This window comes from Celeribacter sp. (genome assembly GCF_048270365.1).
GTDB lineage: Bacteria > Pseudomonadota > Alphaproteobacteria > Rhodobacterales > Rhodobacteraceae > Celeribacter.
Genome location: NZ_JBLWTA010000026.1, coordinates 13,643 through 36,456 on the forward strand (window position 1 = coordinate 13,643; position 22,814 = coordinate 36,456).

At 61.4% G+C, this 22,814-nt stretch carries 16 protein-coding genes; 6 read left to right on the plus strand and 10 right to left on the minus strand.

Going from position 1 to position 22,814, the window contains the following annotated elements; genetic code table 11:
* Positions 1 to 6: 6 nt before the first annotated feature.
* A complete protein-coding gene (tssH, locus tag ACN0X0_RS19970) occupies positions 7 to 2,646 on the plus strand; it encodes a type VI secretion system ATPase TssH (protein WP_417280630.1) in 2,640 nt (879 codons plus the stop codon).
* Positions 2,647 to 2,856: 210 nt separating this feature from the next.
* On the opposite strand, the gene ACN0X0_RS19975 is transcribed toward tssH, so the two are convergent.
* From ACN0X0_RS19975 to ACN0X0_RS19990, 4 genes are all read right to left on the minus strand, one after another.
* Positions 2,857 to 3,699, minus strand: a complete 843-nt coding sequence (locus ACN0X0_RS19975; RefSeq protein WP_417280631.1) for a hypothetical protein — start codon at positions 3,697 to 3,699, stop codon at positions 2,857 to 2,859.
* Positions 3,700 to 3,821: 122 nt separating this feature from the next.
* Positions 3,822 to 6,164, minus strand: coding sequence for a peptidoglycan DD-metalloendopeptidase family protein (locus ACN0X0_RS19980; protein ID WP_417280632.1), 2,343 nt, complete (start codon positions 6,162 to 6,164; stop codon positions 3,822 to 3,824).
* A 9-nt stretch (positions 6,165 to 6,173) separates the two neighbouring features.
* A complete protein-coding gene (locus tag ACN0X0_RS19985) occupies positions 6,174 to 6,926 on the minus strand; it encodes a hypothetical protein (RefSeq protein WP_417280633.1) in 753 nt (250 codons plus the stop codon).
* A gap of 230 nt (positions 6,927 to 7,156) precedes the next feature.
* Positions 7,157 to 7,594: a DUF1036 domain-containing protein gene (locus tag ACN0X0_RS19990; protein ID WP_226554207.1), complete on the minus strand. Its 438-nt coding sequence runs from the start codon at positions 7,592 to 7,594 to the stop codon at positions 7,157 to 7,159.
* 188 nt (positions 7,595 to 7,782) lie between these two features.
* Here ACN0X0_RS19990 and ACN0X0_RS19995 point away from each other — a divergent pair, with 188 nt between their 5' ends.
* From ACN0X0_RS19995 to ACN0X0_RS20015, 5 genes are all read left to right on the plus strand, one after another.
* Positions 7,783 to 8,334, plus strand: a complete 552-nt coding sequence (locus ACN0X0_RS19995; protein WP_417280634.1) for a hypothetical protein — start codon at positions 7,783 to 7,785, stop codon at positions 8,332 to 8,334.
* A gap of 207 nt (positions 8,335 to 8,541) precedes the next feature.
* On the plus strand, positions 8,542 to 9,177 hold the full coding sequence (locus tag ACN0X0_RS20000; RefSeq protein WP_226554205.1) for a MotA/TolQ/ExbB proton channel family protein: 636 nt from the start codon (positions 8,542 to 8,544) through the stop codon (positions 9,175 to 9,177).
* Positions 9,178 to 9,192: 15 nt separating this feature from the next.
* A complete protein-coding gene (locus ACN0X0_RS20005; protein ID WP_417280635.1) occupies positions 9,193 to 9,663 on the plus strand; it encodes an ExbD/TolR family protein in 471 nt (156 codons plus the stop codon).
* On the plus strand, positions 9,660 to 10,064 hold the full coding sequence (locus ACN0X0_RS20010) for an ExbD/TolR family protein (protein ID WP_417280636.1): 405 nt from the start codon (positions 9,660 to 9,662) through the stop codon (positions 10,062 to 10,064). Before ACN0X0_RS20005 ends, ACN0X0_RS20010 begins: the two co-directional genes overlap by 4 nt.
* Positions 10,061 to 11,386, plus strand: coding sequence for a hypothetical protein (locus tag ACN0X0_RS20015; RefSeq protein ID WP_417280637.1), 1,326 nt, complete (start codon positions 10,061 to 10,063; stop codon positions 11,384 to 11,386). The genes ACN0X0_RS20010 and ACN0X0_RS20015 overlap by 4 nt, the downstream gene beginning before the upstream one ends.
* A gap of 63 nt (positions 11,387 to 11,449) precedes the next feature.
* On the opposite strand, the gene ACN0X0_RS20020 is transcribed toward ACN0X0_RS20015, so the two are convergent.
* The 6 genes from ACN0X0_RS20020 to tssK form a co-directional block, all read right to left on the minus strand.
* Positions 11,450 to 13,672, minus strand: a complete 2,223-nt coding sequence (locus ACN0X0_RS20020) for a protein kinase domain-containing protein (RefSeq protein ID WP_417280638.1) — start codon at positions 13,670 to 13,672, stop codon at positions 11,450 to 11,452.
* The gene (locus ACN0X0_RS20025) at positions 13,669 to 14,469 is read right to left on the minus strand and encodes a PP2C family protein-serine/threonine phosphatase (RefSeq protein ID WP_417280639.1); all 801 of its coding nucleotides are present in this window, start codon (positions 14,467 to 14,469) and stop codon (positions 13,669 to 13,671) included. The genes ACN0X0_RS20020 and ACN0X0_RS20025 overlap by 4 nt, the downstream gene beginning before the upstream one ends.
* Positions 14,466 to 15,197 (minus strand): type VI secretion system-associated protein TagF, encoded by a 732-nt coding sequence (gene tagF / locus ACN0X0_RS20030; RefSeq protein ID WP_417280640.1) that lies wholly within the window; start codon positions 15,195 to 15,197, stop codon positions 14,466 to 14,468. Before tagF ends, ACN0X0_RS20025 begins: the two co-directional genes overlap by 4 nt.
* A gap of 39 nt (positions 15,198 to 15,236) precedes the next feature.
* Positions 15,237 to 18,839 carry a type VI secretion system membrane subunit TssM gene (gene tssM, locus ACN0X0_RS20035; protein WP_417280641.1) on the minus strand — a complete coding sequence of 1,201 codons (3,603 nt, stop codon included), beginning with the start codon at positions 18,837 to 18,839 and terminating at the stop codon, positions 15,237 to 15,239.
* On the minus strand, positions 18,836 to 20,629 hold the full coding sequence (icmH, locus tag ACN0X0_RS20040) for a type IVB secretion system protein IcmH/DotU (RefSeq protein ID WP_417280642.1): 1,794 nt from the start codon (positions 20,627 to 20,629) through the stop codon (positions 18,836 to 18,838). The genes tssM and icmH overlap by 4 nt, the downstream gene beginning before the upstream one ends.
* 261 nt (positions 20,630 to 20,890) lie before the next feature.
* On the minus strand, positions 20,891 to 22,222 hold the full coding sequence (gene tssK / locus ACN0X0_RS20045) for a type VI secretion system baseplate subunit TssK (RefSeq protein WP_417262047.1): 1,332 nt from the start codon (positions 22,220 to 22,222) through the stop codon (positions 20,891 to 20,893).
* Positions 22,223 to 22,814: the final 592 nt, after the last annotated feature.

Sequence of the window (22,814 nt, forward strand, 5' to 3'; positions counted from 1 at the left end):
GATATTATGGCTGCGGAAATTCAGGTCGAAACCTATGCGGGCAAGCTCAATCGCACGGGGTATGACGCGTTTATCAAGGCGATGCGACAGGCGCGCGGCGAGGGCCATCGTCACGTCGATCTGCTGCATTGGCTCTACCATGTGGTCTCCGATCCAAAGAGCGACATCTCGGTGATGATCGGCGAATTTGGCCTCGATCGGGCGCGGGTTCTGACCGATCTGACCAATGCGCTCGGAAGGCTCGACAAGAACGTCACCGAAATGCCGGTGGTCTCCGAGATCATGAGCGCGACGCTCAACAACGGCTGGGTTTACGCCACGCTTTTGTTTGGCGAGGCACAAATCCGCACCGGACACGCGCTTGTCGCGATCCTGTCTCATGGCGAACGCAAACGTGTGTTGCAACGGCTCTCGCCGGAGCTGGGCGATCTCTCGCCCGAGCGCGTGGTGAGCGAAGGCCCGCGGGCCTGGTCGGCCTCGGACGAGGAAAACCTGCAACCGATGGACGGCTCGTCGATTGGCGCAGGCGGCACCTCAACGGAGGGCACCGAAGGCCCCGGCGCTTCCACCGCCCTTGGCCGCTTTGCCAAGGACATGACAGCGGCGGCGGACAGTATGGATCAAATCGTGGGCCGCGATGACGAGATTCGCCAGATCGTCGATGTGCTTTTGCGCCGTCGTCAAAACAACCCGATCCTCACCGGTGAGGCAGGCGTCGGCAAGACCGCCGTGGTCGAAGGCTTTGCCCAGAGGCTCGCCAAGGGCGATGTGCCCGATAAGCTCAAAGGCACGAAGCTTTTCGAGCTGGACATCCAGTCGATGCAGGCAGGCGCCTCGATGAAAGGCGAATTCGAGCAGCGGCTGAAATCCGTGATCGACGAGGTGCAAAACTCGCCGACCCCGATCATCCTCTTCATCGACGAGGCACATACGCTGATCGGGGCGGGCGGGAACGCCGGCACGGGCGACGCCGCCAACCTGTTGAAACCGGCCTTGGCACGCGGCACGTTGCGCACCATCGCCGCCACCACATGGTCCGAGTATCGCAATTATTTCGAAAAAGACCCGGCGCTGACCCGCCGCTTCCAGCCGGTGAATGTGGACGAACCGGATGTGGCGCGCTGTACCTATATGCTGCGCGGCATCCTCGGCCCGATGGAGGCGCACCACGGCGTGCGAATCTCCGATGAAGCAATCGTCGCCGCCGTCTCGCTGTCGCATCGCTACATCCCGGCGCGGCAGTTGCCGGACAAGGCGGTGTCGCTTCTGGACACGGCCTGCGCGCGGGTTGCGGTGTCGCAGGCCGCCCTGCCCGCCCGGATCGCCGATATGCGCGAAAAACTGCGCGAACTTGAGGCGGAGATCGCCTCGAAAACCGCCGAGCGCGAATTGGGCCAAACGGATGAAGAGCGCATCCTCGAGGCCGCCGAAGAGAAACAGAAGATCGCCGACGAGCTGGTCGGGATCGAAGCCGCCTATGAGGCGGAAAAGGCGCTGGTCGACAGCATCCTCGAACTGCGCGCCAGCCTTGGGACAGACGAGGCCGAAGACATCGACCCGGCGGACGTCCGCGCCGATCTGGCCGCCAAGCTCGCGGAACTCGAAGGTGCCAACCCCGACGAACGCATGGTCTACGCCCATGTCGATGCGCAATCCGTGGCCTCGGTGATTTCCGACTGGACCGGTATTCCGGCGGGCCGGATGGTGCAGGACGAGTTGGAGGCGGTTCTGACACTGGCGGATCGGTTGAAAGAACGTGTGATCGGGCAGGATCACGGGCTTCAGACCATCGCCAAACGGATTGAGACCTCGCGCGCAGGCCTCGCCAATCCGGAAAAACCCATCGGTGTTTTCATGCTCTGCGGCCCCTCGGGCGTTGGTAAAACCGAAACCGCTCTGGCACTGGCCGAGGCGCTCTACGGTGGCGAACAGAACATCATCACCATCAACATGTCCGAATTCCAAGAGGCCCATTCCGTCTCGCTCCTGAAAGGCGCGCCTCCGGGCTATGTCGGCTATGGCGAAGGTGGGCGTCTGACCGAAGCGGTGCGGCGCAAGCCCTATTCCGTGGTGCTTTTGGACGAGATCGAAAAGGCCCACCCGGACATCCACGAGTTGTTCTTCCAGGTCTTCGACAAGGGCATCATGGAGGACGGCAACGGCCGCCCGATCAACTTCAAGAACACTTTGATCCTGTTGACCTCGAACGTTGGCACCGAGGTGATCATGGAGATGGCCGAGGACGGCAACACCAAGCCGGACGTGGACGAATTGTCTGCTGCACTGAAACCGTTCCAGCTCGATGTTTTCCCGCCCGCGCTTCTGGGCCGGATCGTGTCGATCCCCTATTTCCCGCTGGGCAAAGAGGCGCTTGCGGACATCACCCGGTTGAAACTCCGCTCTGTCGCCAAACGCCTCAAGGCCTCGCACAATGCCGAACTGGTCTATGGCGCGGATGTGATGGATTACATCACCGAGCAATGCCGCGACCCCGACAGCGGCGGGCGGATGATCGACAATATCATCACCAACTCCATCCTGCCGGAACTGTCGCGCCATGTGTTGGAGCGCATGGTCTCAGGCGAGGAATTTGCGACGGTGAACGTGACCCGGACGGAAGATGCCTTTGAGTATGAATTTGCCTAAAGCGTTTTTCGTTTAATCTGAATCAGATTGAGCGAAAAACGTTACCACACTGCATTGATGTTGCTGCGTTTCTCAAAAATTGAGTGCCTCAAGTTTTTTGAGAAACGCTTTAAGGCGTGAAAGCCAAGGCGACGCCCCAGAATGACAAAAACCCCCGCATCGCGGGGGTTTTATACCATCAGGGCCACCTAAGCGCAGGTGAAAGGCCCATTACGCCAGATTGTTTTCCGCCAGACATTGCTGAAGCATCGCTTCGAGCGTGCGAAGCTGGGTTTTCAACTCGGCGAATTTGCGACGGAACTGAAGTTTCAGCGTGAAAGTGCGCGTGTCGATGGAGACCTTTTCGTCGAAATAGGTGTCCATGCTCTTGTTCAGGTTCTGATCATAGGTCTGAAGCGCCACAAGCCCCTTCACCCCGTTCATCACTTTGCCAAGCCCAGCGCCCCATGACGCATCGCCTTCTTCGGCGGCTTTGGCAATCAGATCTGCGGTGCCAATGATCTGGTCGCGCGCATAGCCCATGGCCATATTCTGTGTCTCGGACTGTGCCTGTTGCGGTCCGTTGACCGCAATCTCGCCCGCCCCCACAAAAGAGCCACCGATGAATTTCCCGGCCTGCCCCGCCGCCGAGTTGGTCGGAAGCGCAGACACACCGGTTTTCGCCATGCTGGTCAAAGCCTGCGACGCCGATTTCTGCCCGGCGTGCCATTCCGCCGCCGTGCCAGAAATCTGGATCGCGTTCACCCCTTGCGAGGCCACGGTCGCCGCCTGTTTCATACCGACGATTTCAAGCACATTGGCCCCCACATCGAGAAAGGCGACACAGCTGTCTTTGATGATCGAGGCCCAGAAAATGCCTTTGTTGCCAAAGCTTTGTTGATCGAGCGCGCGCAGTTGTGCTTCGAAATGCTGTTCTGCGGCAGAGATCGTGCGCTGAAGATTGGCGATTTTCGATGAAATATCACTACAGGACTGCGGCCGCAGGACGTTTCCGGCATGATTGATCTGACGCGCGACCGGGGTCGCTCCAGGTTGAACACTGGCACCTGACATATTGAGAATCCTACTGGTAAAAATTTGTTTTTATAGAGGAGGTTATCTACTCCCATGTCAACAGGCCACGCGCCATTCGGCAGCCCTTAAACCTGGTTGAGCGAAACTTTGCACATCCGGCCTCACAAGCGATTCAAAAGCCCGTCCACCGCCGACACATAGCGCTTGGTTTCGGCGGTCAGAGGCACAGAGGGAGTCGCGGCCTGTGCGACCACCGGCCCAACGCCCGAGACGTTCATTTTACGGTCCGCCCAAGCGGCCATTTGCGACACGCTCCAGCCGGTCAGGAACGGATTTGCCCGCACCACGGCAGAGCCCATCACGTCAAGCACGGGGGCATCCGGGTTCTGCGCCGCCGCTTTTAGCGCCACATCGGCCCCTGCCGGTCCAAGGAAGTGCGCCAGATAAAGCCGCCCCGGCGTGATGACATGGCCGCGCGCCCGCAGATAGGCCTCATTCTCACGCGCCAGATTGGTCACCATTTCCCGGCTCAGCGCCGGATCGAAACGCAGCTCCAAAAGAGCGGTGCGGTCGAGGCTACGGACCAGATCGGGGCGATAGGTGTTCATCATCCTGATCCAAGTGCCGTCGATGAACTGCCCAAGCCCGGTGGCCGAGGAGCGTGCGTTCTGGGCCCGCGCATTGCCGGCACTTTCGACCCGGATGATGCGGTTGACCAAGGCCTCCACGGCTTGCGACCCATGGCTGCTTCCGGTCGGATCGATGGGCGCTCCGTTCAGCCGGATTTCGAAATGCAAATGCGGCCCGGTCGAGCGCCCGGTGGTGCCGACATAACCGATCAGAGCGCCCGCCTGTACCTCATCCCCCACCTTCACCCCATCGGCGAAGGCGTTGAGGTGGGCATAGCGGCTCTCATATCCATTCGCATGTTTGAGGCTGACAATATTGCCATAAGCGCCGGAAAATTCCGCCCGGATCAACGTGCCTGCAGCGGCGGCATGGACCGGCGTGCCCACCGGCGCGCCCCAATCCAGCCCGTTGTGACTGACGGTTTTTTTCAGGATCGGATGGAAGCGCGGCCCAAACCCGGAGGTCTTGGTGCCCGCGACCGGCACAATGAAACCGGGCAAAAGCCCGCCACCGCCGCCATAGGCCGGCCCTTGCGGTTTCGAAGGATCGAAACAGGCATAGGGGGCATCCTCACGCGGGCCACGCGTCACGTAGCATTTCAAATCAAGCTCAGGCCCGGTGAGCGCGGCAAAGGCGATGCGCCCCGCCGGAAGGTCCGCGCCATCCTCGGCGTAGAGGATGCGAATGCGGTCCTTTTCATCGACGATCTGATCGAGATCCTGCACCCGCGCCAACATCACAAGCAATTCGCCGACAAGATCGGAGGGCATCTGATGGCGCAGGGTCAGAGAATAGATCGCATCTTTGAGACGAAGCTGGCCTTCGGTGCCGCGCGCCGCCAATGCGCGGTTGGCCAGCGACCGCAAGTCTCTGGAGAACCACGGATCGGCGCCCGAAACAAAACGGCCCGGACGCGGCTGCACCAGCGTCATGAGATAGCCGTCTGGCCCGTAGATCGACATTTGCAACAGCCGCGCCTCGTAGCGCGTGTCATCGAGCCGCATCGCGACCAGACTACGCGCGGGCAACTCCGTAAGGCTCTCAATCGCCAGCCCCGCCGCCTCCGTTTCGCGGGACAGGGCCGCGAGGACGCGGTCGATCTCGGTGTCGGAGAGTTTCTGCGCCGTCAAGATGTCGGTGAGCTTGCGCGGTTCCGGCACATCTTCGAGCGCCTCGCGAAACAGCGACTGGCGCTCAGGGGACGGGGTGCTCAAGGCCGAGGTCGTGGTGTTTTCGATCACCGTCTCGATATAGCGCACCTCCTGCGCCTCCACCGTACCGCTCTCGCCGATGACCTCGCCCCAACTGCCGCGCCCGTCCTCGACATCCACCTCGGTGCCTGCGGAGACCTCTTCGGGCAGGCCAACATCGACGGAGCCCTGTTGTGCCCCAAGCGCGATGCCATCGGAGCGGCGGGCGTTAAAAGCGGCCAGATCGGCGCTGGAGGAGGGAATGGAAAGCTGCACCCTCTGGTTGCTGTCAAACAACGCGTCCTCAAGCAGGTCGAAATGCCGACCCACCGGAAACCGTCCGGGTTCAAGCGACACCCCGGCCACCAGACGGCGCTCGCCAAGATTGGCGTTGCCTTCGGGCAAGGTCAGGATCATCGGCGCGCCCCGGATGTTCAGAAACGCCTCGGCCCCGGCCGCAACGATTTGCACCGCGCCGTCAGCGGTTTCGCCCATCTGCACCAGAACCGGCTCCTCCGCGTCTGGTGCAGGCCCGGCACCCGGCCGCAGGACGATCACCGCAATCCCACCCAGAATGGCAACCCCGCCAAGCCCCGCAGCGATCCGACGCATCAACCGGCTGCGTTGCCGTCGGGCAGCCTGGCGTCCACTGCCTTTGAAATTCGGATCGACCTCGATTTTCATCCAAACGCCTTAGCGGAACACGCCGACACCGCCGCCGGAAATCGACGGCCCGGAGCCACCGGAGCTGCTGCCTGACGTGCCGCCCGAGGTGCCGGAAGAGCCCGAAGACGCGCCGGACGCAGGCCGGCTGCCGCTGCTGGAGGGACGGTTGCTGCGCGTGTTGGTCTGCGCCGCCACGACACAGGTGGTGTCTCCGCCCAACACGATGCTTCGGAACAGCTCTACCGTGGCGGTCGACCCGAGACCGTTGTCGTTGACCCCGCTGGTGCGGAAATACTCCGTCGCCGCGCGCCGCGAGCCAGCCCCCCAGTCGCCATCAATCGACGAGCGGTAACAATTCATCCGCCGCAATTCCTCTTGTAGCGCCACGGCCACCCGGTCCACCGGCGGATCGACATGGCCCTGGCTCACCAGCGCACGAAACATCTCCGGATCGGAGGTTCGAAGCGCATTGCGGCTCTCGACGTCATTATAGGGAAAGGCAAATTGCGCCACGGTTTCCGGCATCAACCGCTCGATTCCATAGCTTTCCTCCGTCCCGGAGGCCACGCGCCCGAGGATGATCGACGGGGCGGGAAATCCGGCGCGCGGCGCGATGGCATCGCCGCTTTGCGCCTCTGGCACAGTCGTGAAACGGATCAGCCGGGGCAGCTCTGCAGCAGGTTCATAGGCCACCACCAACGGCGCCTCTCCGGGCGCCGGGTCGAAGGTGATCGGACGCGCATCGAAACTCTGGGCGTGAAGGCCGGAGCCAAATGTCAACAAAAAGGCCGCACTCAGGGAACGCCACCCGACCAAGCGCGCAGTCCGGGCACGTCCTGTGACCCTTCCGTTCTCTTCGGACTTTTGCACCGCCGTCCCTCTTCACACCTGGAATAGTTTACGTTTCAAATACCGCCCCACGATAGGCGAAAGGCCTCGGGCGCGGCAAGCCCAGAGCCCAGAAAACGCGCGAAATTTACCGCGTTTCTGACCGGGCTGTTCTCGGGCTGTTATCGGGTCTGGATGTAGAAGGTCCAGCGCTCGGAGCGGCGTGTGTCGACTTCGAAAAACGGGGCGCTGAGATAGCCGCGCACCAGACAATCCTCATGCCCGCGAATGCGAAATTCGCCTGGATCGAGACACATCTCGGTCGTGCCCGAAACCATCGTCTTGTTGAACACGTCACGGGCGTAAAGATAGACAAAGCGCGAGGTCAGATCGTCCTCGATCACATCCGCGCATTGGTTCGGTCCGATGGTCCACCAGCCAGAGGTTTCCCAAGCGTCATAATCCCATTGCCCGATGGCAAGATTGACCACATCGAAGGTCTGGTTACAGACCTGAAAACGCGCTTCGGCGGGGCTGACGAGCCAGACGGCGGCCATCGCGCCCCAGAACCAGGGGGCAGCCGGGCCAGAGGAACCAATCCTGCCTCTCACATGCGACATATCCGCCACGCAACCTTCTCATCAAACCAAGCGTTTTCAATACCCTGCCTACAACATACGGCAAACTCCGTGCAACAAAGCTTCGTATTCGCCAGACGAGCAAGAGCAATGCTGGCGTTGCGCGGAAAAATCTGAAAGGATCAGATTCATCTTATGCTTTCTGTCATTAATTGTGCTAAACTGATCTCATGAAACAGCGTATTTTGTTCTTCTTTGGTGCCACTAGCCTATCCGTCGCCTCTGCGTTTGGTCTGTCTTACAGCCACTGTTTGATCAGCGGATCGGGAACAGCATCCTGTGTCGACGAGCCCACGTCACTCGCCCGTCTGAATTCTGATGTGATGATCGCCGACATGCCACAAAGCCCTGTTTTTCAGGCCCCCTCTGTTGTTCAGGCGTCTGTAGATCGCGCGGACCTTGTCGAACCAACAGGTCCTCATACGCGTTCAGCGTCGCCGGATACAGCGCCGGACACAGCTACGCCCCCCTCTGTTACCGCGCCCGCCTCCATCGAGGCAGAGACCGCGCAGGAAACAGACATCGAGGCGCAGAGAATCAGCGAGACGCAAGAGGCGCAGCGCGGCATGGACGTGCTTTACAGCGCCGCCCCTCTCACCTCCCCCGCACAACCGCGGCTCTCCACCATGTCGCCCGAGATCGCACCCTACGGTGAAACCGCATTTGTCGGTCCATTCGAGGAGGAAGCGGTGCCGAATTATCTGATTGGCGTCTATCGCTGAACATCGTCCCTGCGACCGTTCAAACGTCAGGATCAAAAAGCCAGACGACCCTATTGACTCCCCCCCCATGAGCACCGCTACTACAGGCGGTGTTTTTGTTTCGGGGGCCTCTGCGTCGTTTTCTACCATAATGTATTCATGTATTTTTTTCAGCTTTTGCGCCCGTAATCGCACCCTCCCCTCCCATCTCGCGCTCAGAGGTCGCTCATGAGTTTCAGCATTTTCCAAATCGTCGCTGTCACGATCTACATCGCCCTCGCGGCCCTGTCCTTTTTCACCGTCAGTGTCGCGATTTACAAATTCACGCAATTCGCCCGCATGGGGGTCGGCAAACGCAAGGCGGCCGAGAAAATCCTCGACGATTGGCTCTCAGGAAAAGTGGACAGCGCCGTGCAAGCCGCCTCGAAACGCGACTCGATTCTGGCGCGCGTGTTGCAAGCCGCCTTCTCCGGCGTGCGGGCCCGCCCAAGCGATCTGACCTATGCCGAGGAACTGTCGCGCCAGACCGCGATCATCGAACTGGCGCGGATGAGCGAACGTATGCGCTCGCTCGATATGGTTGTGCAAGCGGCGCCCATGCTTGGGCTTTTGGGCACGGTCATCGGCATGATCGACGCCTTTAGCGTTCTGTCCCAGACCAATGGCGCCGTGGACCCGACGCAGCTCGCCTCAGGGATTTATGTGGCGCTGTCGACCACCGCCGCCGGTCTCGCCATCGCCCTCGTCGCCTTCTTCGTCGCAACCTGGTTCGAAAGCCGGATCGACCGCGAGCGCAACATGATGGAAGCGCTGATGTCGGCCTCCATCCACGGCCGCGTCGATCCCAAAGCCAAGGCCGCCTGAGTTCGGAAGAGCATCATGAGCATCCTGATCTCCAGCTTGCCCGTCCGCAAACGACGTTACAGGTTCGCCCTGACGCCGCTCGCGGACGCCATGTTTCAGCTCTTGATCTTTTTCATGCTCTCCTCGAGCCTCACGCCCTATTCGCTTCTGACCTTACAGAGCGCACCGTCTGAGACCGAAGGGGAGGCCCTACCCGAAGACACCACCGCCCTGACCGCCGATCCCGACGCGGCCCCCGATGCGCCTCTGGCCGGGGCTGAGGTCACGGTCTGGCGCCTTCTCGAAGGCCATGTCACCGTCGACGGGCAGGAATTTGCCACGGATCGGCTTTCGGACCTGGCGCAGGCGCTCGGTCAGCAGCGGGCACAAGGGCAGCTTGTTCTGGCGATCACCGCCACGGCACGGGTGCAGGATGTGGCGACAGCCCTCTCTGCCCTCGAAGGCGCCGAAATCGCCGGGGTTCAGATCATCCGGGAGGCGCCATGAAAGGCCAGCGCCTGCATCCGCCGGAGCTGAAGATCAAGCTGGATTCCTCTCTGGCGATCGTCAACATCGTGCTCTTGCTGATCTTTTTCTTTCTCACCACCGGCTCGCTGATCGGCGCAGGGGAGTTTCAGGTCCGCTTGCCCGAGACCGAAGACCTGCCGCTCGATCTCCTGCCGAAACCGCTTTTGATCGTTGAAGGCGATGGGGCCATGGTGCTGGATGGCGCACCGGTTGCGCCCGGCACGTTGAACGATCTTCTGATCGACCACCCGGTGCTGCATGTGCTGGCCGACCGCGAGACGCGCGCGTTTGATCTCTTGGATGCGCTCGCCGCAGAACAGCTCATCGCGGTTGAAATTCGCCTCGTGACCCTCCACCGTTCTGCGGAGGACGGAGTGTGAGTTTTCTGCCCTATGACCGCATGAAGCCCGGTCAATGGGCCCTGCCCTTCACGGGCTCTCTGCTGTTTCACGGCGCGGCTTTGCTTTTGTTGTCAACGGCCTCTCTGGCGATCATTCCCCCGAAAGAAGATGAGCCGGAGCTGGTGATCAGTCTCGAAATTCTCGATCTCGAAAACTACGTCGACACCGCCCCCATCGCCGAAATCCCCGAGGATATTGCCTCAGAGGAAGAGGCCGAAACCAATCTGGACGGTGCCCTTGAAGAGGCGCCGGAGGCCGCGCCGGCGGGTGAGGACGAGACGTCTGTTTCTGAGCCGGAGATCGTCGCAGACGAGACTGTCGAAGAGCCTGCCGAGGAAAACATCGCAGAGCCAGATCCGCTACCGCTCCCTGTGGCGCCCGAGATTTCCGAGCCGCAAGAGGGGCTTGCCCTGCCCGCCGAACAAAGTCTTGTGCAGGATAATTTCGTCTCGCCCTTGGCCGAGGTCGGCGGCTATGCGCCCTCGCCTTTCTCAGGGGATATTTCGCTCGAAACACCGGACAGCCTGTTCACTCAGCCGCCGCTGCCCGACAGCCCGCTGGATCTGGCTGCCCTTGAGCCACCCAGCGTGCCCACCAGTGTGCCGGAGACCGGAGAAGAGGCCGATCCGACCACGCCGCAAATCGGCCCCACAGGCCTCGGTGCGCCCCTCGCCAATGCCAGCGCCGCCGATCTGACCATCGGTCAACTCCTGACCCGCATCCGCGCCAACGAAACACCGCGCTGTACGCTGGCCCTGCCCCGTCGCGGCGCGGATGGGCAGGTCGGTCTGTCCTTGATCGGGGCGGATCGCAACGCACTCGACACCTATAGCGCAACGATACTGGATGGTTTCGAGACCGTGACGCGGGTGCGCGAAGAGATCGACCCCCGGCAATGCGCCGCCCTCGACGCGGTGGCACTGACCGCCTCCTATCCCGCCGCACGCATCGGTTTGAGTCTTGCCTCGACCAACCTGCAAAGCGGCGACACCATCGAAGCGCAGGTCTCCGGTGCGGGCGGGCTCGATCTTGCAGTGCTCATGATCGACGACAATGGCGTGGTGCAGGACCTGTCCCGCTTCACCACGATTGAGAATGGCATTCCGGTAATTTCCGCACCCGTGGCGCGGGTCGGCTCTGGGCGCGAGACCCGGCAAATCCTGATGGTACTGGGCAGCGAAGACGGGCCGTTCGGCCTGACCGAAATGGACGGACGCAGCGCGGAAGACGTCTTTTCCGCGCTCGATCGCGACCGCTTAGAACAAAGTCGCTTTGCACTCGTCAGTTTCGATCTGCGTTAAAGCGGAGCGCGCGTTTCGACTTTACGCCATACATCAAGTTAAAGTCGAAACGCTTTAGCGAGATCACGGCGTGATCGTCAGCGCCCCCACAGCGACATAGCCCGCCGCGTCCTCCACCATTTCCCGACCGATCAACGGCAGGATCACACTGGCCTCCGTGCCATCCTTCATCGCGCCCGCACGAACCGAAGCGGAGGCGGAGGCCGTCGCGACGATGACATAGACGCCGGGTTGAGCCGACGGCAGGCGGAAGGAAAAGCGGCGCGTGTTGCCAATCTGTGCGTCGAGCTGGCGCGAGAGCGAAAACACCCGCCCGTTCGGCGCAACGATAGAGAGCCAGATTTGGCGATCCTCCGTGCCCCGGATCGTGCCTTCGACCCCTGTCTGGCGCGAGACGCGTTGCGCATCGAAGCCAATGGCAATCGGCGCGCGCCCTGTCCCGAGAAAGGGCTGGGCCAGGCTGAGTGCTGCGCATTGCGGTGTTGCGATCACGGTCTCTCTGATCTCAGGCAGAGGCCCGAAAGGCCAGTTGTCAGCCAGCCCGGCAAAGGCCGTGCCGCTGTCGCTGAGCGCAGCAATCGGTCCCGATTGTGTGTGTTGCGTGGCATAGGCGCAGGCGTCCCCGGCCTGCATCGCCAAATGGCCCGCGACCGTGGTCTCATCACGTCTCAACCCGCTCCGATCAAGCTCTATCCCGGCCTCGATCGGATGACTGCGCCACCAATAATAGGCCCCGCCCCCAACAGCCGCGGCAAGAAGCGCGAAACTCAGGGTCAGAACCAGACCGCTGCGACTTTTCGGCTCCGGCGGGTCTTCGAGTTCGGAGGTGCCATCGAACCCGCTGGCCGTGACGCTTTGCAGGCCCAGATGGCTTGCCGTCGGCCCGGATTGCAGCCCCGGAACCGCATGGGTGGTTGGCGCAGGGACAAATCCCCCCATCGCGGTGCCCATCCCGGCCCCTATCCCGGGCCCCATTCCCAGGCCCGCCATGCTCCCGCCCATCCCTGTCAGCGTGCCCGTCAATGTGTTCGCCGCCCCGGTCTGGCCGCCTGAAATCATGTCGAGCCCCGCAATCACGGATTGCATATCCGGCATCCGCTGCGCCGGATTGGGTTGCAGCATGGCGTAGAGCAAGGTTTGAAACGGTCCCGGAATGCCCGAGAGATCGGGAATGCTCTGACGTTTTTGCACGGCGTCAACGATGGTATCGCCCATCTGCGGCGCCTTACCGGTGAGCGCTGCGATCAGCAAAAGCCCCAAAGAATAGACATCCGAACGCCCATCGGCCTCGCCGCCAAAGGCGCCGATCTGTTCCGGAGAAACAAATTTCAGCTTGCCCGCGAACTCATTGCCGATGGTCACATCCTTGACCTTGGAGGAGCGTGAAATACCGAAATCGATCAGCACGCCACGGGTAATGTCGCCATCCTGAAGCATGACGTTATCCGGCGAGAGATCGCGGTGAATGACCCCAATCTCATGTGCCCGACGCAACCCGTCGGCGAGCCGCGAGAACAGGCGACAGGCGTCCTCCGTGCTCAACGCGCCTTTTTCGCGCAGATGATCCGAGAGCTTTGTGCCCTCGATGAACCCCATGACCAGAGCATGGAGGTTCATGCGCTCGTCCGGCGGCACATAGGCGAAATAGCGCACGATGGCCGGGTGATGCAGCTGGCGCAGGGTGCGCGCCTCGCGCTTGAACATCTGTTCGACCTTCTGATCCTCGGCCATTTCCGGCAGGATCACCTTGATCGCGACGGGTTCGCCGGTGCCGATTTCCTCACCTCGAAACACCCGGCCCATACCGCCCTGATCCAGCGCGCTTTCGACCCGGTACATGTTGTTGATCACCGTGCCGGGTTCGAGCACCATCACCGGGCGGGGCGTCGCGGAGGACGCAAGTCCAGCGGCACCGCTGGCCGCACCAACGACGACAGGTGCGGCCACACCGGCAAGAACCGTCGCGTCGGGATTGTCGGCTGTGTCGGCTGGTGTCTCTTCGCCAGACGATACCGGCGTCCCGGCCAGAACCGTCGCGTCCGGGTTCTCGGTTGAGGCCGCCCCCGGCAGGTCCGGCGAAGGCAAGGGGGTCAGGATCGTCTTGTCGTCCGCGACATCCGTCGAGGGGCTGATTTGCGGCGCGAAGAGTGTTGCCTCTTCCTCGGTCTCCTCGGAAGCGCCCCAAACCGTGCGTTCGTCTTCTTCTCCGGTCTGCTCCGGCTCAGCATCGGGCTGAATTGGCGTCTGTTCCTCTGAGGGCGGGATCGTCTTGTCGTCGTCGCTCATAGCGTGCCCTCGAATTCCGGAAAGGCCCAAAGCGCCTCCTGACGATCCGGCGGGGTTTCATGACACCGAAACAGAACAAGCGAAATATTGTCCTTGCCACCGCGCTCCACAGCCGTGGAGACAAACTGCGCACACAGGCTGTCGAGATCCGTGTCCGGCGATGCCGCAAGGACAGAAGCGATCTCGTCATTCTCGTAATATTCCGTCAGCCCGTCCGAGCAGATCAGGAACAGATCCCGATCGAGAAGCACATCCTCGACCACATCGCATTGCGGAATGTCCGTGACCCCGATGGCGCGGGTGATGACGTTCTTGCGCGGCCAGTTGGCGGCCTGATCTTCGGTGATCGACCCGGCATCCAGAAGCGCCTGCACCTCGGTATGATCGCGACTGATCTGCAGAAGCTGCCCGGCGCGAAACCGGTAGACCCGGCTGTCGCCAGACCAGACACAGGCGAACCGGTCGCCATGGATCAACACAGAGGCCAGCGTCGCCCCCACCGTACCACCGCCCAGAGACTGGGCATGAGCAATGATGCGCGCATTGGCCAGTGACAGCCGTTCCATAAAGCGCACCTTCAGATCGTCAAGCGACACGGGGACGCCCACGGTTTCGAGCATCCCGGTGATGGTCTGGCTGGCAAAATCCCCCGCGGCATGGCCGCCCATGCCATCGGCCACGACCCAGATGCCGCTGTCCGTAAGACAGAGCGCACTGTCTTCGTTGATCTTGCGCACCCGTCCCACATCGCTTTTGAGCGCGCTGTCGAAGCGAAAACGTCGTCCGAGATCCGTCATGTCCGATCCTCTTCACTGGCGGCTTGCGTCTGATCTGGCCCCGTCTCATCCTGCAAAGGTCGCAGCCGCTCTGTGAGCAGCCAGCCAAGCGCATCCGCCCCCGGCAGCCCGTCACAGGCCAGCCACCCGGCGGCGCGCGGCCCCTGTTCCGGGTGCCACCAATGGCTACGGCGAAATTCGGCGCGTTCGGCCTCGACACCGGCGGCATCTTTCAAAAGCCGCGCCAGATCGCCATCGTTGCGCTGGCCCCAGATCGTCCCACTCAGCCCCTCTTCCCACATGAGCGCGCGGGCTTGCGGCACCTCCAATCCTTCGAGCAAATCCGCACCGCCGCGAAACCCACCCTCGGGCGGTTGCACCCCGGCGATATGCGCAAAAATCGCATCATAGATTGCCTCGTTATGGCGCGGATCGGTCGGTGGCACTCCGGCATGGCCCTCGCCCTCGGGGTCGGTCACGCCAACCAAAAGCGGGTATTTGCGGCCCACCCGATCACGTGAGGGTAGGAACAGGCCATAGGCCGGCACGCCCAGAACATCCGGCCCGATCCAGAACCTGAGCACCGGCGCGCTTTGCCAGATCACCGGCCAGCCGTCGCCCAGACTGTCGCGCAGTGCGGTCAGCACCGGCTCCAACCACTGATCGAGGCCGGAGACCAAGGCCCCCGATCCCCCGTAGGAGAGAAAATCGCCAAAGGCGGGATGTTTGCCGTAAAGAAATGGGATCACGAGAGCGAGACCTTGAGCAGGACTGGTTAAAAAGAACGGTTATTCCAAAGTGGTGGGACAAGAGAAATCGCGCAGTTCCTTCATCAGGAACGGTACAGTGACGCTGTCAAATTCGAGCCGGAAAGAGACCGGACGCCCGCCGACATTATGGGTCACATCGACGCGGCTGCCCGACGGACGGGCCACGCCGGCGTTGATGAACTCCGCCAGAGCCCAGCGACCATCGGCAAAGCGCAGACCATTGGCGGCGCCACGTTTGGCCTTGGGCAGAAGCTGGAACACCACTTCCGTCACATCGTCGGGCCAGCTCATCGTGATACCAGAAGAATTCGGAAACAACTGAGCCTGACGCCCACCAAAGGACATGGCAACGCTTTCGACGGTCTCTGAAGACGCGCGCTGCGACAGGGTGAAACTCACCGAGGGTTTCATGCTTCCGGGTTCGAAAAACGCCTGACGGATGCGCTCGGCACGACCGAATTGCGCAAGCGTCGAGGGGGCCAGCCGGTCCCCGATGTCGCTGTCGTCGCGCGGCACGATCTCACCATCTTGGCTGCGTTGAGTGTATTCCCGCAGATGGGCGTCGTAAAATTTCTCCATCCGCCCGCCATAGCCGAAGAATTCGCCAAAAGCAGCGGTCGAAATATGCCGTCCGTTCGCTGAAAAGGGGAAAGCACCTGAAACATTCTGCGTGCAGAAGGTCGTGACCTCTTCGGACAGAAGGCGTTGCAGTTCTTCCATATTGGCATTGGTGGTCACGGTCAGGAATTCGCGCTCGATCTGGTTGACAAAACGCACCATCGTATCGGGGTAAAACGGCACGCCCTGCGTCAGTTTCCCAAGCGCGCTTTGCAGCCCCATATTGTTGAGCGTCTCGCCGCCACTCGCCGCGAATTTGCGATCCTGCAACAGCTCTTCAAGGCTCGCCAGCACCGCATCGATCGGGCGTTTGCGTTGATCCGCATCGCCTTTCACCAGCGCGTGCCATTTCTCGAACCGGCGTTCGATATTCTCGATCTGCCGCCGCTCTGTCGGGGCCGTCGCGGAGGGCGCGGCGCGTTCTTGGAACTTGGCTTTGTTCTTGAGCGCATTGAGGAAAATCCGTTCGAAAGACCCTGAACGGCGCTCCACGGCGCTAAATCCCGCATTCGACAACTCGCCGCTCATGTCGCCGGAGGCCAGCGCCTCGGGCGAGATTTCCATGTTCTCGACAATATCGAGGAACCGGCTCAGACGTGTTTCGCGATCCACCATCTCGGCGAGTTTCAGAACCGGCGAAGCATAGGGTGCAGCGGCGATGGTGAGCGAGGTATATTGCCCTGACGGATCGGCCATCGGCACCAGTTCGATCTTGTTCAGAATGCCTTGCCACGCGTCCACGAAATCCGCCTGATAGAGCGCATGAATGTCGCGGTTCAGACCGACAAGCTGGGTCTGATAATCGGCTTTTCCAGGCTCGCCCAACACCCAACGCTCCTCGTCGAGACGGCTCTGGGCGGAAGCGAGTTCTTCCTTGAAGACGCCCCAGTAGCCCGAAAACGTAAAGAGCCCCGGCACGGTCAAGTCGGAGAGCGCCGTGCCATCGACGGTGCGCAGCACCTGATCGACCTGTGTGTCCGACAACTGTTCGTAAATATTGAGCGGCGTCATACCCGCCGCCTGCCCGAGGATCGAGCTATAGGCCTGCCGCGCCAGAGGCAACGTCGCGATCTGACGCTGGGCGGTTTCCACCAACTCCTTGTTGGGCTGAAGCGCGGGCGTCACCCGATCATCGAGCGCCAGCATGGCGTCGAGGTGATCGTTGATTGCGCCATAAGCCACCTCAAGCCCCGGTTCGGAATATTCCCGCGCCCAGGCTTCGGCAAACCACGACTGGATCGCGGTATCGTCGCCCTTGCCGGGCTGCGCCTTGGCGACCAGCAGGTAGACCTTGAGCGCGCGGTAGGCCTGTTCGTAATCCTGCGTGGCCAAAAGCTGTGGCAGGGTGTTTTCGAGCTGCAACATCATGCGCGGACGCAGCATGTGTTCAAGCGCGTAGGAATAGCTCTCGGTCGCAGATTTGCGAATGCTGTCACGCCGCGACAGGCCCATGCGTTCGACAAAAGGCTGTTCTGTCGTGTCGCCATACCCGCCCGGCAGGTTGCGCACGGTGTTCAACGCCCCAAGCACCGGACGCGTCGCCGGATCGGTGATGATCGGCTCGGCAAAGATGTCCTGCGCCTCGACCGTGTAGAGGTTCATCGCGGTATTCGCCTGACGCACCAACGTGGCGTTTTGCCAGAAACTATAGCCGAAAAGCCCCATCGCGCCGAGGCAGACCGTGGCGATCAGCCCCGTCGCGCCGGTGCGCAGAATACGGCGACGGCGCATGGATTTGAAATCATAGCCGACCCAATCCCGCTCGGCGAAGATCACCTTTTTCAACAGGTCGTGCAGGAAATAGCTGCGCCCTTTGCCGGACATGAAACCGGGTTGGAAGCCCGCGTTCTGATCGTGGCCCGAGGCCATCGCACCCAGCACCTGATCGATCGGAGTGCCTTCTTGCGTGCCAGAGGTGAAATAGAACCCGCGCAGAATGGCATGAACTTCTTCGGGTTTCTGGAAAACCCGGCGCAGGAAATCGGTGAGATTGCGCTGCATCAGCGCCATCTGGCCGGGGAACCCGAAAATCGAGATGCGCGCGACCGGATCGTGTTCTTCGTGCAGACGGTCGGTGACCTCGTCGGAGAGCCTTGAAATCAGCTTGTCGAACTCGGTCGAGACCTCTTTATAGGTGTCTTCCTTGCGATCACGGGTCTGAAAGGTCACCCCCCAGACACGGCGACGGCGATCCTCACCCAGCGGCCCGAAATAATCCCGGAATCCGGCCACGATGTCGGCCTTGGTGAACATGACATAGACCGGCACGTCGATGCGCAGGGTCTTGTTCAACTCGGCCAGACGCTGGCGCACGGTCAAAGCGTGACGCTCCAACTGGGCCGCATCGGCGGTCATGATGTCTTCGCAGGAAAACGCAAGCAAAACGCCATTGACCGGCTGGTCAGAGCGGGCCTTCTTGAGTTCCGAGAGAAAGGATTGCCAGCTTTCGCGGTCGGCCGTGGCGTCGCTGTCCTGGGTCGTGTAACGGCCCGCCGTGTCGATCAGAACGGCATCTTCGGCGAACCAGAAATCGCAATTTTTAGTCCCGCCAAAGCCCGCGACGGCCTCTTTGTCAGTGCCCGGAAAATCCAGACCACAGTGCAAAAGCGCCGTCGTCTTGCCCGCCCCCGGCGGACCGATGATGACATACCACGGCAGATCGTAGAGATAGGTCGCCCCGCCGGATTTCTTGAGCCGCCCGAGCGCCTCTTGCATCCGTTCGGACAAGATGTCGCCATCTCCGGGGGTGACAAGCGTTTCCTCCAGAGCTTTCGACGCTTTTCTACGACGCAGATATTTGATCAGAGCCGACAAAGCGATGACCCCGAGAATGAGCGCAATCAGCCCGCCACGGGTCCAAGGCGAGACCAGCCAGCTCACGCCGGTCATCCGCAGCCCGAACCAGATCGCAAGGCTCAGGATCACAACACCAAGGGTCAGGATCGGCAACCGGAGCCATTTGTAGCTCCAGAGCTTCCGTGGCGAAACGCCAAATACTCTCATATCTTGCTTTCCTGTTGCAGGAGAATCTCGACCCTGCGGTTCCTGGCTTGCGCCTCGCGCGTGCCGCTCGTGTCAATCGGATCGTTCGGCCCCACGCCCACCACGCTCATACGCGACGGATCGCCAAGGCTTTGCGCCAAGACATCGCGCACCGTGGTGGCGCGCGCCTCCGACAGTTCCTCATTGGTGCGATACCGCCCGGTGCCGCGCAGCGGGATGCTGTCGGAATGGCCCTCGACCACAATCTCGCCCGGCTCACCATCCAGCGTCCGGCCAATGCTTTGCGCCAGCGCGGTAAAATCCGAGGTCAGATCGGCAGAGCCTGAGCCAAAGCGCAGCACATCGCCGACACGGATCATGATGTAATCGCCTTTTTCCGCCACACTCAGAGCACCGCTGTCGATCTCCGAGGCCAGCGCACCACGGATGCGGTCAAGCTGAGCGGTGTCGATTTCGCCCACATAAGGCGTCGCGGAGGCGGCAAAGCTCTGACCTTCAATGGCGACGGTGGCGTTCGGATCGTTGAGGCGCAGGATCGCGGCCTGTGCCGCATTGGTGTCATTCGACAGAATCCACGACAGCGTCGCAAACAGCGCCACCACCATGCCAGCCCCCATCCCGGCCACCACCCAGAGCGGCATCCCGACACCATTGCGCTTGCCGGAAAAGATCACCGGCAACCAGCTCAGCGACAGATCGGGTTTGGGACGTTCCACCACGGAGCGCAGCCGTTGATAGACCTCATTGCGCAACCGCGCCAGCATCGCCATGCCATTGGGTTCCGTGCGATACTTGCCCTCGAACCCGAGATAGAGACAGGTCAGCATCAGTTCCAACAGGTCTTTGCGCTGCGCCGGATAGGCGATCACATGTTCGAGCCGGGCGAAAAAACCGATGCCCGCGGAACGGTCGTTCAGCAACTCGGCCGCCATGGAATATTGCTGCCAATAGCCCGGATCACTGCCGGGAATGGTCTGCACGATGTCATCGGCAGTCGCCGCCAGCGCATAGCGCGCGACGTCGATGTCCTCCGGCGGCACGCTTTTTTCCTGCGCCTTGCGGACAAATTCGCCGATCTCGCGAATGACGTGATCGCGCAGCGGAATGGCCTGCATCTCGACCATGCCGGTGCGCAGACGCCCGAACAGCACCAAAAGGTCCGAGGCCGCCGCAAGGATCGGGTTGGTCGACGTGCCGATGTCCAATCCCGAGCCTTTGAGCGCATCCTGAAAGGAAATGCGCGGCACGTTGCCTGCAAAAGCTGCGGCCTCTGCGGCGGGGGGCACCATCGGGAACTGCCCGTCTGTGCCAGCGCCCGCAGGATATGCCCCGCCATATTGGCCCGGCTGGGCCGGATATTGCCCCTGCCAGTTCGGCTGGGGGGGCTGGCCATAGGCGGGCGGTTGAGCGTATCCGCCCTGCCCCGGTCCGCCTTGTCCTTGCACGCCCTGTCCCGGCAAAGGTTGACCGTAGGATGGCTGGCCATAGGCGGGTTGCTGCGGCGGATAAGGTGCCGCTGGCTGCTGCGGGGGCTGAGGTTGTGGCGGATAGGAGGGCGATTGTTGCGGCGCGCGGCCCTGAAACCAAGTGCCCTCCCCCGAGGACGGCGGCGGCGTCTGTGGCGGCGCCGGTTGCTGCGGCAAACGCCCACCGAACCATGTGTCATCTGCGCCGGAGGCCGGAGGCTGAGGCGCATGTTGCTGCGGTGGGTAAGCCTGCGGCGCGGGCTGCGGATATCCCTGCGCGGGCGGAACATGAGCCTGTTGCGGCGGGACTTTCATCCCGAACATGGTGCTGTCGGATGCACCTCCGACGGGCGCTTGCCCGGGTGGCGGGGCGTAAGGTGGCTGTTGCGGAGCATGCCCCGCAGGCGGCACTGGAGTATTTTGCGCCGCAGGCGGCACTGGGTTATTTTGCGCCGCAGGCGGCGCGGGCCACCCCGGTTGCGCGGGAGGCTGCTGTCCGGAAGGCGGGTGTGACGGCTGAGGCGTGGGGCTGGCCGGCGGAATTTTCTGACCGAATACCGTGCGGTCGTCGTCATCGTCACTCATTCAGCGCTCCTCGGGGATGGCCCACAGTTCCAGCTCCAGCCCCGGCCAGGCGCCCGCGAAATGCATGCCGATGGCAGGCGCGACCGAGAAGTCACGCCACAGCGGGCTGGTCTTGTCGACGAGGAAATAAACATGGTTGGCGACCACGCGAATCTGCGGCGGCGGGTTCGGAATATGAACCAGCGGGATGCCGGGCATGTTGTTGACGATGATCTCTTTCATCCGGGTCGAGGGGCCGAGTTTGCACAGCTGCGGGAATTGGCCCTGAATCTGGGTGAGCGGCAAAGCGGCGGAGACCTCGACGATGAAGGTCGCATTGGCAAAGAGATTCGGATCGTCCACCAGCGCCGCAAAACTGTTCTCGCGCCGCAGTTCCAGCGGCAGGCGCAGCGCCCGCCCCAGATCGCGGGACAGGAACCGGCGGATGTCATCCACCAATGGTTTGAACGTTTCCTTGGGTTTGTCGTGGCGGTAGCTGTACTCGCGTGCCCTGCGTGCGCCATCCTCGAAGGTCGACAGCTCGCCCGCGAAACCCACGAGCAATTCAAACAACCGTTCCGGATGCACGGCGGGCATCGCCTGAATGTGTTTGAGCTGCGGCAGCACGCGGTTCAGAACCATCAGCATGAGATAGTCCTTGTCCTGCATCCCCCCGCCAGAGGTCGGATCGGCGGCATAGCGTGCCAGCACTTCGAGCCGGGCCTCGACCGCGCCCATGACGGCTTTGAGGAACCCCGCATAGGCCCGGTGGCACGAGATGATCAGCCCCACGGGCGGCTCGGTTTTGTCCAGCGTGACGACCGCACCGTCCTGCACATCGACGATGCGCCCAAGCGGAATGCACTGATAGCCCTCGCGTGGGCTGTCGCGGATCACCAGTTCGAGACGCGGCACGGCGACCTCGATCTCATCCTCGGTGCGCGACACGGCGGTGACATCGGCCACCCCCTGTTCTTCGGCAAGGATATAGCGGGTGCTCATGTCCTCGAGCATGCCGACTTCGCGCTCGTTCTGTGGAATATTCGGCACAGTCAGCCAGATGGTTTTCCCCGTCGCGCCCTCATTGACGAGGACCTCACGCGGCAGGGGACTTGTGTGTGGCGCGTCGAACGGCGTGCCATCCGGCATGATGCCGGACACTTTTTCGAGCTCCAAACGCCCTTGGCGAAGCTGGCTTTCATCGAAAGACATCTCGGCAATGCCCCAAGGAAAGGGCGTAATCTGAGCGGTCCGATTGGCAATCAGTTTTTCGACGTATCTATCGGATTGTTGGAAATGCTGAGGCTTGATAAAAAGCCCTTCTTTCCAAGCCACTTTGCTAAACCGAGACATGGCCTAGAACACTCCTCAAAATCAAAAACATGTGCAAAAATTGCCGTATTGCCGCGAACTTAACGGGCGCCGATCCAGAAGGTCAAGGATAGGTTGCAGGGGGTCTTTCCCCATTGCATTTTGCACACAAGTTCTCGCAGGACACGGAAATGGCTCGGCCTCTTTTTATATTCACGATTTTCCAGCCCTCCTACGGGTGGAATCACTATAATTCATCCGGATCACGAAAGTTGAGCGATCTCCCTTAAAACAAAACTCTGTCCCGGATCGTCTTCTCGGACGTCCGTATTCACAGCTTTTTCACAGCTTTCAGCGCAAAAGCATGCCCCCCTCGAAGGCAAAAGAAGCGCAATTCATTAAGCGCTCATAGCCCCGAGAAAGGGATGCTGTCACAATCTGAGAAATTTGTGCGGCTCCCTATCTTTGCCGATGAGAACATGTTTTCCCATTTTCCTCTTGAGTTGCAGGCTCACATGTTTACGTTCTCCCTAACACATTCATAGTTCACTGGTTTCCCACATGTCTTTCTTTTCGCAAACCTCCCGCATGGGTCGCCTGACCACCGCACTTGGCGAGGACGTTTTGGTCCTGA

Bases quoted from the DNA above. Each gene is read 5' to 3' on its own strand.
- ACN0X0_RS19995 (WP_417280634.1), top strand. From the start codon at position 7,783: ATGAAACAGCGTATTTTGTTCTTCTTTGGTGCCACTAGCCTATCCGTC.
- ACN0X0_RS19990 (WP_226554207.1), bottom strand. From the start codon at position 7,594: ATGTCGCATGTGAGAGGCAGGATTGGTTCCTCTGGCCCGGCTGCCCCC.
- tssM (WP_417280641.1), bottom strand. From the start codon at position 18,839: ATGAGAGTATTTGGCGTTTCGCCACGGAAGCTCTGGAGCTACAAATGG.
- ACN0X0_RS20025 (WP_417280639.1), bottom strand. From the start codon at position 14,469: ATGACGGATCTCGGACGACGTTTTCGCTTCGACAGCGCGCTCAAAAGC.
- icmH (WP_417280642.1), bottom strand. From the start codon at position 20,629: ATGTTCGGGATGAAAGTCCCGCCGCAACAGGCTCATGTTCCGCCCGCG.
- tssK (WP_417262047.1), bottom strand. From the start codon at position 22,222: ATGTCTCGGTTTAGCAAAGTGGCTTGGAAAGAAGGGCTTTTTATCAAG.
- tssH (WP_417280630.1), top strand. From the start codon at position 7: ATGGCTGCGGAAATTCAGGTCGAAACCTATGCGGGCAAGCTCAATCGC.
- ACN0X0_RS20010 (WP_417280636.1), top strand. From the start codon at position 9,660: ATGAAAGGCCAGCGCCTGCATCCGCCGGAGCTGAAGATCAAGCTGGAT.
- ACN0X0_RS20020 (WP_417280638.1), bottom strand. From the start codon at position 13,672: ATGAGCGACGACGACAAGACGATCCCGCCCTCAGAGGAACAGACGCCA.
- ACN0X0_RS19980 (WP_417280632.1), bottom strand. From the start codon at position 6,164: ATGAAAATCGAGGTCGATCCGAATTTCAAAGGCAGTGGACGCCAGGCT.
- ACN0X0_RS20000 (WP_226554205.1), top strand. From the start codon at position 8,542: ATGAGTTTCAGCATTTTCCAAATCGTCGCTGTCACGATCTACATCGCC.
- ACN0X0_RS20005 (WP_417280635.1), top strand. From the start codon at position 9,193: ATGAGCATCCTGATCTCCAGCTTGCCCGTCCGCAAACGACGTTACAGG.
- ACN0X0_RS19975 (WP_417280631.1), bottom strand. From the start codon at position 3,699: ATGTCAGGTGCCAGTGTTCAACCTGGAGCGACCCCGGTCGCGCGTCAG.